The organism is Verrucomicrobiia bacterium, assembly GCA_019634625.1.
Taxonomy (GTDB): domain Bacteria; phylum Verrucomicrobiota; class Verrucomicrobiia; order Limisphaerales; family CAIMTB01; genus CAIMTB01.
Genome location: JAHCBA010000002.1, coordinates 296959 through 307177, shown reverse-complemented (window position 1 = coordinate 307177; position 10219 = coordinate 296959). Strand labels below are relative to the sequence as shown.

Below are 10219 nucleotides of genomic sequence, written 5' to 3'. Positions count from 1 at the left end.
AAACGTGTTCGTGCTTGTGGCCGCGACGCTGAACGTGGGTCGCCTCTGGCTCCGGTCAGAGGCGCGGATTGAAACGGTTCTGCCTAATGGCCGAGAGATGGGATGGTCACGTCGCCTCTGGCTCCGGTCAGAGGCGCGGATTGAAACATCGAGAACACCATTGCCCGCCTGAACGGCATCAAAGTCGCCTCTGGCTCCGGTCAGAGGCGCGGATTGAAACGTGAATCCGCTTCACTTCCTTTGCCCGCAATTCGTCGCCTCTGGCTCCGGTCAGAGGCGCGGATTGAAACTGTTGGGTATCTGATTTCAACAACGGCCATCGCCTGTCGCCTCTGGCTCCGGTCAGAGGCGCGGATTGAAACCAATCGCCTACTGGATCGCCAATGACTACCTCGGGTCGCCTCTGGCTCCGGTCAGAGGCGCGGATTGAAACTCGTGCGCCGGCCGCTGGGTCGCTACCAACAACGTCGCCTCTGGCTCCGGTCAGAGGCGCGGATTGAAACTATTTTGCCAGCCGCTTCAAGCGTATCCATCACGTCGCCTCTGGCTCCGGTCAGAGGCGCGGATTGAAACTGCCGCGGCCAGCGGCCTGTCACAACCGTCAGTCGTCGCCTCTGGCTCCGGTCAGAGGCGCGGATTGAAACCTGGGCGCTGCGATAGCGGGGCACGGAGGCGAACGTCGCCTCTGGCTCCGGTCAGAGGCGCGGATTGAAACAGACCAATCCCAGGTGTTACCATCGCCGGGCCGAGTCGCCTCTGGCTCCGGTCAGAGGCGCGGATTGAAACTGTGACTGAGGATGCCGTCCAGCTCCGCGATGACGTCGCCTCTGGCTCCGGTCAGAGGCGCGGATTGAAACTACTGGAGGGGCAGCGTGATGAGTTGAATGGTCGGGTCGCCTCTGGCTCCGGTCAGAGGCGCGGATTGAAACGCCGCGTGGCAGGCGATGGAGGCAACAGGCGTCATGTCGCCTCTGGCTCCGGTCAGAGGCGCGGATTGAAACAGTTGGGCCGTATATGCGGAATCCTGAAACCGGACGTCGCCTCTGGCTCCGGTCAGAGGCGCGGATTGAAACTCTGGGTGCTGGCGGCCATGATGATGCCGGTCGTGTCGCCTCTGGCTCCGGTCAGAGGCGCGGATTGAAACACGCCGCCATCGCGATCGCCGCCCTGTGGCTCTCGGTCGCCTCTGGCTCCGGTCAGAGGCGCGGATTGAAACTCCGGTGTCATCAGTCTCCCTCCGTAGCAAGGCCGTCGCCTCTGGCTCCGGTCAGAGGCGCGGATTGAAACGGCGTGGACAGGTCGTGGGTGGCGTAGAGAATGAAGTCGCCTCTGGCTCCGGTCAGAGGCGCGGATTGAAACCTGGCATGCAGCCAGAAGGATCACCGATGCGCGGAGTCGCCTCTGGCTCCGGTCAGAGGCGCGGATTGAAACTCCGTCCATCCGCACCAGATGGTTAGGAATGCCGGTCGCCTCTGGCTCCGGTCAGAGGCGCGGATTGAAACCTGGAGTTCATTCCACGCATATCGACGGCATCATGTCGCCTCTGGCTCCGGTCAGAGGCGCGGATTGAAACTCGTCGAAGCCAATACTCCAGTACGCCTACCCTAGTCGCCTCTGGCTCCGGTCAGAGGCGCGGATTGAAACGAGAGAATCCTTCTCCCAGCCGTCAGCCGGTACGGGTCGCCTCTGGCTCCGGTCAGAGGCGCGGATTGAAACACAAGTACGTCACGACCTAAGGCGTCATCACTCCGTCGCCTCTGGCTCCGGTCAGAGGCGCGGATTGAAACAGTCCATAATGCGGCGACCGCATCGAGCGGCACCAGTCGCCTCTGGCTCCGGTCAGAGGCGCGGATTGAAACCGGTGAGCTGCGCGGATGCCACATCGACGCCGCTGGTCGCCTCTGGCTCCGGTCAGAGGCGCGGATTGAAACCTTTCTGAGATCCTCAATATCCCTCCGTCCCAGAGTCGCCTCTGGCTCCGGTCAGAGGCGCGGATTGAAACCAGTGTTTAAGGCGCACTCTCCACAGCAGCCCTTGTCGCCTCTGGCTCCGGTCAGAGGCGCGGATTGAAACATCAGATGGCGGATGTGATTCGGCGGAGAGCCTTCGTCGCCTCTGGCTCCGGTCAGAGGCGCGGATTGAAACGCGGCGGCGGCTTCGTCGGCGCCGGTGATATAGGGTCGCCTCTGGCTCCGGTCAGAGGCGCGGATTGAAACCCACGACATCTTCGATTGGGTCGTTCCAGTCGGCGTCGCCTCTGGCTCCGGTCAGAGGCGCGGATTGAAACATCACCCCGAAAGAGTCCGTCTGGATGCTTCACAGTCGCCTCTGGCTCCGGTCAGAGGCGCGGATTGAAACAGCACGTCCATCTTGCGCTCCATCGGCGCCGGGGAGTCGCCTCTGGCTCCGGTCAGAGGCGCGGATTGAAACTGATCGGACTGGCGGGGGGAGTCCACCCCCAGGCGTCGCCTCTGGCTCCGGTCAGAGGCGCGGATTGAAACCGGTTGGTCCCGCGACTACTCAGTGATGCCTGAGGTCGCCTCTGGCTCCGGTCAGAGGCGCGGATTGAAACGTTGATCGCATCAGCCAATGCCGACAGTTGCCGCGTCGCCTCTGGCTCCGGTCAGAGGCGCGGATTGAAACTGGTGCCAACCGAGTGCTGCATGGTGATCGAGGGTCGCCTCTGGCTCCGGTCAGAGGCGCGGATTGAAACATCCACGCCCTTCTTTGCAGGGGCGGCATCCAAGGTCGCCTCTGGCTCCGGTCAGAGGCGCGGATTGAAACCCATGCGAGCGTGGGGTGGCAGAGCTGCTCCCACGTCGCTTCTCACAGGCACGCCCCGTTGAAGCGATTCCAACGTGGCGCTGGGGCAGGCTGCCAAGGAGCATCTCGGCGCCCTCACCGCCTCCCGGGTCACATCTCTGATTTTGACCATTGCGTACACCCACAGCGCGGGGCAGGTGCACATGTGAAGAGCGGAGATGGGAGCCCTGAGATTTCCGCAAGCAAGGGAAGCGAGCGATGGGTGCAGCACTGTGACCGGCTGAAACCGGGACACCCAACGGGACCGCAGGCCGCGGCGTTCGGGTGTCCACGCTTCAGCGTGTCGGGGCCTGCAACGGTGTGCGGGAGGCACTGCGCCGTGTCGAAGGAGATCGATTGGCCTTGTCCTGGGCGGGCACACTCCGCACGTTCCAGGTTCAGCCTGCATCCTGCGCGACGGACCGCGGTACCGACCCGTCGCGGGCGGATCCGGCGGACCGCAACATGAGCACCACGAGATTTTGCAGAGGAAGGGGCGGTTTCACCCTGATCGAGCTGCTGGTCGTGATCGCGATCATCGCCATTCTGGCCAGTATGCTGCTGCCGGCCCTGGCCCAGGCCAAGGAGAAGGCACGTCGCATCCATTGCCTCGGCAATCTCAAGCAGATCGGTCTGGCGATCCGAATGTACGCGGACGACAACAACGAGAGATTGCCGACCTCGACCCAGGACGGCGGGGCCTGGCTCTGGGATCTGCATGCATCGGTGGCCGATCACCTGACCCGGAACGGCGCCGATCGGAAGATCCTCTACTGCCCCGGCTTCAACGCGCACTACAAGCAGTACGACATCGACTTCTGGTGGAATTACTCGGGCGGGGACCGTCGGGTGACCAGTTATTCGTGGATCATCCAGCGCCCAAGCGTACCCCCGCTGGCCCCGGGGAAGGTCCTGCTCACCACGCTTGCCGGCCTGACCAATGTCACCGAGGTCGAGCTGGTTGCCGACTGCGTCATCTCGGAGGTGCCCGCGACCAACAATTTCACGCGCATATCCAGCACGAGCGGACGGGTCGCCTTTCACAGCACCAGTCACCTGGTGAAGGACCGGCCCGCCGGCGGGAACATTCTCTACGCCGACATGCACGTTGCGTGGCGCAACTTCCGGGCGATGAAGCTCCGCACGAATCCGGGGCTGCGTCCGGGATTCTGGTTCTAGCATCCGAGTGACTCGATCCGGTTCTGGTTAAGGGGTCACGGCATTGGCGGCACGGTTGCGTTGGGAGACGGCGTGACGGTGCGCAGGATCGCGGAGCGCTTTCCTTCGTGAGCCATTCGAGTCGCGGTGGCCAATAAGCTGCGACGTGACAACCACTACGAGCCGTTCTCCCGCGATGATTTTCCACAACCATAATCTGGGGACTGTATCCGATGGCTTGGCTGAACTGCGGAATGTTCATGGGGCCGTGCATGGCATAGACGCGAGCGCCATTGAAGTTGAACTGCGGCACACTCGACTTGCGGTGGGAGCGGCCACGGCGCTCGCGGTCTCGCGCTACCTGAGGCGATGGACAGGGGCAAGCGGATTCCTGGTGCGCGAAGGGATTGGGGCACAGTGTCGATATCGCCTCCGAGAAAGTTCTTAGCACGCTCTTAGCAGATCGATATTATGGCACCTATGGATGTCGCAAGCCTTTCTGAAAGAAGAAGATGCGATTCTTAGCAGTCGTCTTAGCAACGACCTGAACCGATGTCCCCGACCATCGAATCCACGATCAGGGAAGCCATGCCTCGGGTCGGACGGCGACTTCCCTCGGTGGCGGGCCACGGCAAGGATCTACGGGGCGTCGGCCCTGATCAAGGACCTCGCTCGGAAAGGCGCAGCGAGATCCCAGGCCAAAGGCAGCCGGGTCTATGAAGTGGTCCTACCGCTGCAAGCGAAGGAGGACATGCCTTCGCAACCGTGGATGACGGATCACCGGCCCCCGGTGGGACTTCCGGGTTCGCACCAGGCGCGGTTCGGAACGGCGACGCGGGGTGGGACGGAGGTGCGCCCCGAGTTATCCTCGAAGGCAGCGACGGAGATCCACTGGGCACTGCCATCGGCCAGGCCGACGTGACTCGCACCGAGGCCCGGATCGAGTGTGGCCGAGACGTTCTGCCCGTGGCGCCCTGAAACGCCTTCATGGGGGATCAGCGCGGCGTCATTGAAGAAGAAAGAATTCATCTCGTTCGGTTCGGCGAACAGGAAGGCGTCGGGTCGGAAGCGGCTCAAGGGGTAGGGACGTCCGCCAGCCAGCCGGCCAAAGCCGATCACCGCCGCGTTCATGGCGTAGCTGGACGTCTTGTTGTGCCGCGTGCGCCAGAGTGCAGCTCCGGGACCGAGATTCCAGTGGAGGTCGGAGGGGCAGAAGAAGACATCCGAGGCATCCACCCAGGGACGCAATTGTCCGGCTTCCGCGAACGGCCTCTGGCGGTCGCCGTTCGTCTGGTCCATGGCGGAGGGGATGGGCACGCCGTTGACCTGTGCGGCATAGGCCCATGAGTCATGACCCACTCCGGCACCCAGAGTGCCCCAGCTCGAATGGGGCAGCAGGTCCCGATTGTCCCCGGAATACATCGTCGTCGCCATGGCCAGCTTGCGGACATGCTCCAGGCAGCGGATGCGACGGCTCTCCTCGCCGTTGAAGCGGATATTGGCCCAGGAGGCGGCCGAACTGCCAAGGATCACCAGGCCTGCCATCAGCGCCAGCGCGTCCAGGCGCGTGACACCCCGATGGCCGGACATGCGGGCGGAAGTGTGAAGCTGCATGAAGCCCATGCGACTACCCTTGCCGGGCGGAATGTCAAGTTGACAACCCCGAGCGCCCGCTTTCCCATCGCCCCGCCTGTCTTCGAATCGGGGACCGGGCGGTTCCAGACCCCCACAATCATGGCCACGCTCAGTCCTGGTTCCTCGATCCCGCGGCGCGCCTTCGCCGGATATGCGATCCCCATGGCGCTTGTTGCCTGGGCGTTCGGTATCCACCTGGCGTGGTCGGCCAGTCCGGAGGCTGTGACCCTCCCCGGGACGGCACACCGTTCGGTCACTCCGCTGGGTTCCTCGCATGCTCCCGAGCTGGCGCTGCCGGCCGCGGTCGTGTTTGTCAGTGCCGCGCCCAACCTGACGCCGGCGGGCGGCAACGGACACCTCCAGATCTACCTCCATCGGGTGGTGGAGGACCGGAGCGAACTCGTCTCCGCCAACCCGCGGGGACGCCCGTCCACGGGTCCCTCCACGGCGCCTTCGGTGAGCGCGGATGGCCGGTACATCGCCTTCATGAGCGAGGCCGATGATCTGCTCGAAGGCCTTCCCCGAGGGCTGGCTCAAGTCCATGTCTTCGACACCCGGACCCGCGAACTCCGGCTCATCAGTCGCAACGCGGGTGGCGTGCCGGGCAATGGTCCCTCGATCCACCCCAGGATGGCGCCCGACGGTTCCGGGGTGCTCTTCGAGAGTGCGGCGGACAATCTCGTTCCCGGAGACATGAATGGCGCGGTGCCGGATCTCCATTTCTGGGACCGGGCCACGGACACGGTGGTTCGGGTCAGTTCGACCCCTTCCGGGGAATCCGGGAATGCCGGCTGTTCGATCGAGGACGCGGTCATCTCACACGAAGGTCGATGGGTTGCCTTTGTCAGCCGTGCAAGCGACCTCGCGGCCGGCGATCTGAACGGCGCACGCCCGGATGTTTTCCTGTGGAATCGCGACACCGCGACGGTGCGGCTGGTCAGCCGCCAGGTGGAAGGTTCGTTCGGCGATTCCCGATGGCCGAGAATCAGTGACGATGGGAGACACGTCGCGTTTCTCAACACCGCCGCGAATCTGGATGTCCCGGGGATTCCGAACCGGGTGGGGGTCGTGTATGCCGTCGAGACCGGCGAGATGACAGCCGTGCCAGCCCCTTCGGGCGGCGGATCGACCACCCCCGTGGCCGGGTTGGGCCTGAGCGGGAATGGCCGGTACGTGGTCCTCCAGACGTTTACGGGGATATGGCGCTGGGACCGTCTCGAAGGGACGTATGCCGCGGTGGCCCCGCCGCCCCGCAACCTCGCCGGCATCAGTCATGACGGGCGGTTCGTGTACTCCTTTGGGGCCGGGCCCGCCGAGAGGATCGGTCGCGGACGGCACTTCTACCGGACGGATCTGGTCGAGGCGGACGATGCGTGCGTGACCTGCCCGGCGGACGGAGACCACCACGGGGGCGCGGCGGACGCCGTGGTCAGCGCGGATGGGCATTGGGTGGCGTTCGAATCCGACCAGGATGGATGGGTTGCGGACGATCGGAACTCGGCGGCAGACATCTTTCTGCGCCGCATCGGTTCGGCCGAGGTCCGACTGATCTCGAGGGCGTTTGCCGCGGGGTTTCCGGCGCCGGTCACCTACGGGCACCCGCGGTCGTTCCACGGGCCAACCTCACGCGTCGAATGGCTTCCACGCGCCGTCAGTGCCGATGGACGTCACGCTATCCTGCTCACGCAATCCCCCGGAACCCCTTCCTCCTGGCAGTTCGCGGCGGTCGATGCGCTGCTGGGGACGGTGACGCCGGTGACGGTGACGCCGGATGGCATGCCCCAGGAGCGGGGTGAGATCGCCAGCGCCCAGTTTGCCGAGGACGGCACCGTCGTGGTCTTTGCCAGCGCTTCCCCGACGATGGTCGAAGGGGACGCCAATCGGGCCATGGATGTGTTCGAGCGGGACCTGGTCGATGGAACCACACGGGTCCTGAGTGCGACGGCGGGCACGGTAACGGCGGCGCATCGAGGCGGGTTCGGTCCGGTGGTGTCGCCGACGGGCCGTCACGTGGCGTTCGTCAGCCAGTCCTCCACGTTGACGGATACGGCCGCTCCGACCTCACCCAACGTGTATCTGCATGACCGCACCACGCGGTTGACACGACGACTGACCCGCTACCAGCGGGACGACGCCCTGACGTTTGAGACACTCCGGTTCGCGCCCGATGGCGGGACCTTGTTCCTGGTGGCGACCCTCAGGGGTCTGGAAGGTGTGGAAGCGCCGCCGGTATCGACCGGCCTGCCGGTGTTGTACGCCTGCCAGGTGGAGAGCGGCGTCGTGACTGCCATCGGGCGGGAGTTGAGAGTGGGCAATGCGACGATTCCCATCGTGGTGGCCACCCAGCCCCATGCATCGCAGGACGGATCACGCGTGGCGTTCAATCTGGCCCGCGGTCCGTGGACCCCGGATGAGGTGGGCGTGCTCGACCGTGCAACCGGAGAGACCCGCCTGGCCAGCGTCGATGCCGGCGGTTTCCCGATCGACGGTGCCACGACCGGGCTCGGCCTGTCGCTCGACGGTCGCTGGCTCCTGATGCGCACCTTGGACGCCGGGGTTGCCATGATCGCGGGGCGACCGGGCTGGCAGGACCGCAACAACGAACCGGACCTCTACCTCCGCGATCTGCATTCGGGATCGAACCTGCTCGTCTCGGTTCATGCCTCAGGCAACGGGACCGGAACGCGGGGCGTGCGGGCCGCAGCCCTGTCTCCCCTAGGCACTCATGTGGCGTTTGTCAGCCTCGCCTCTGACCTCGTCGAGGGTGCCCCCGAGGACGGTCTGAAACTTTATCTGCGCGATCTGCGGACGGGCACCACCTGGCTCCTCGGCCAGCCCGAACCGGACGTGCCCTCGGGCAACCCGTTCCATCCCGTCTGGTCGGGCGACGGTCGGGTGCTGTTCTACGAACGGACCGCCCCCGCGGCCTCCCATGGGCGGCGGGAAGTGTGCCGGGTCGTGGTCCATCCCGCCGACACGGATGGCGACGGGCTGGACGACGACTGGGAGATGGCCCGGTTCGGTGGGCTGGATCGGGATGGCACAGGCGATGCGGACGGCGACGGCATCAGCGACCGGGACGAGTTCCTTTCCGGCACAGATCCCATGTCTCCGGCCTCGGGATTGCGCATCCTGATCATCGAGTCGTTGTCCGGCGGATGGCGTCGCGTCGTCTGGCAGTCGGTTCCCGGGCGGAACTACCGGGTTGAGTTTCGGGAGGCCCTGGGCGAGGGCGCCTGGCAATCCCTGGGTACGGTCAGCGCCCTGGGATCCGTTTCGGGGATCGACGACCTTCCGCCACCCGGGATCGGCCGACGCTTCTACCGCGTCGTTGCGTCGCTGCGCTGACTGCGGGTCGGAGGAGGGTGAGGAGTTCAAAGGAATTCGGCGCGGCTGGTGCCCGGGGAGGAGGCATTTCGGCAGAAGTTGGTGGCGCAGATGGGCGAGCGCCTGGGGATTGGTGGAGGCAAGTGTCGCGGAGCAACGGAAACGGCGACGGTGACGGGATGACGAATTCAAGATGAGTCGCAAGGGCGATTGGGTAAAGGCGGGATTGGCGGCACGGTTGCGGGAGCCGGCGTGACGGTGGGCAGGATCGCGAAGCACCCGGGGATGGGCACACGGCGCCACCTCAACCACCTGCTGTATCGGCGCCGGAAGGGTCGGAAGATTGGACACTAACAAGAACTGACCCCATTACGCCGCCTTCGAGGCCGGACGGAGCTGCAAGGTGTGGTGCGCCGAGACAGAGCGGGAGGGTCTTCAATATAGGAGGCTGGTCTTTGCAGTTGTAAGCAGTGTCGGCGCTCCGCTCTGCCGCCGCCCCCATCGTCGCCAGGTGGACGTGATCTCCCTCGGCGAATGCGCTGGCGAGGCTGGCGTGTTTGGGAAATACTTTCGCCCCGCACCCGTGAACCCGCAGTTCCAGACCACGCATTGGAGTGTCGTCCTTGCTGCCCGAGAGCCCGCTTCTCCGCATGGGATGGAGGCATTGGAAAGCCTCTGCCGCACCTATTGGCGGCCGATCTTTGCCTTCCTGCTCCGCAGCGGTTGCACCGCCGCGGAGGCAGAGGATCTGACCCAGACGTTTTTCTGCCGGTTGCTGGATAAGAACCGCCTGGGCCGGCTCACGAAGGAAGGAGGGCGGTTCCGGTCCTTTCTGCTGACAGCGTTGCGGCGGTTTCTGATCAATGACTGGGAGAAGGCGCGGACGCAGAAACGCGGCGCCGGCCAGAGCGTTGTTTCGCTCGATGAGTTGCGTGCGGCGCCAGAGGCAGGCTGGGAGCCGGCGTCCGATGAGACACCTGACAGGGTGTTCGAGCGGCGCTGGGCGATGACGGTCCTGAACAGGGCTTTGGAAGGGCTTCGGGAGGAATACGCGGCACATGGGAAGGCGGTATTGTTCGAGCATCTTCGACCTCATCTCTCCGGGGACGAACAGCGGATTCCTATCGGGGCGGTGGCTGCGGCGCACGGGTTGACCGAAGGGGCGGTCAAGGTAGCGGTGCACAGGCTGCGGCGGCGATACGGGGAGATGGTCCGATCCGAAGTGGCACAGACTGTCGTGACTGCAGCAGAGATAAACGACGAGGTGCGGCATCTGCTGGAAGTGCTGAGCCGGTGA

The 10219-nt window shown here is 64.8% G+C and carries 4 protein-coding genes, 1 pseudogene and 1 CRISPR repeat array; of the genes and pseudogenes, 4 read left to right on the top strand and 1 reads right to left on the bottom strand.

The genetic code is table 11. The features are described from left to right. Positions 1-38: 38 nt before the first annotated feature. Positions 39-2784: a CRISPR direct-repeat array (repeat unit 37 nt; unit sequence GTCGCCTCTGGCTCCGGTCAGAGGCGCGGATTGAAAC). Between the two features lie 483 nt (positions 2785-3267). Continuing rightward, positions 3268-3480: pseudogene (locus KF833_02140) on the top strand (type II secretion system protein). A gap of 676 nt (positions 3481-4156) precedes the next feature. Next, positions 4157-4408, top strand: coding sequence for an abortive infection family protein (locus KF833_02135; GenBank protein MBX3744084.1), 252 nt, complete (start codon positions 4157-4159; stop codon positions 4406-4408). Positions 4409-4737: 329 nt separating this feature from the next. On the opposite strand, the gene KF833_02130 is transcribed toward KF833_02135, so the two are convergent. After that, the gene (locus tag KF833_02130; protein MBX3744083.1) at positions 4738-5574 is read right to left on the bottom strand and encodes a DUF1559 domain-containing protein; all 837 of its coding nucleotides are present in this window, start codon (positions 5572-5574) and stop codon (positions 4738-4740) included. 183 nt (positions 5575-5757) lie between these two features. Between KF833_02130 and KF833_02125 the strand changes: the two genes are divergently transcribed. Together KF833_02125 and KF833_02120 are read left to right on the top strand one after the other, a co-directional pair. Further along, the gene (locus KF833_02125) at positions 5758-8943 is read left to right on the top strand and encodes a PD40 domain-containing protein (protein MBX3744082.1); all 3186 of its coding nucleotides are present in this window, start codon (positions 5758-5760) and stop codon (positions 8941-8943) included. A gap of 496 nt (positions 8944-9439) precedes the next feature. After that, the gene (locus KF833_02120) at positions 9440-10219 is read left to right on the top strand and encodes a sigma-70 family RNA polymerase sigma factor (GenBank protein MBX3744081.1); all 780 of its coding nucleotides are present in this window, start codon (positions 9440-9442) and stop codon (positions 10217-10219) included.

Excerpts from the sequence above, each read along its gene's own strand:
- KF833_02135 (MBX3744084.1), top strand. The coding sequence starts at position 4,157 with ATGATTTTCCACAACCATAATCTGGGGACTGTATCCGATGGCTTGGCT.
- KF833_02130 (MBX3744083.1), bottom strand. The coding sequence starts at position 5,574 with ATGCAGCTTCACACTTCCGCCCGCATGTCCGGCCATCGGGGTGTCACG.
- KF833_02125 (MBX3744082.1), top strand. The coding sequence starts at position 5,758 with ATGGCGCTTGTTGCCTGGGCGTTCGGTATCCACCTGGCGTGGTCGGCC.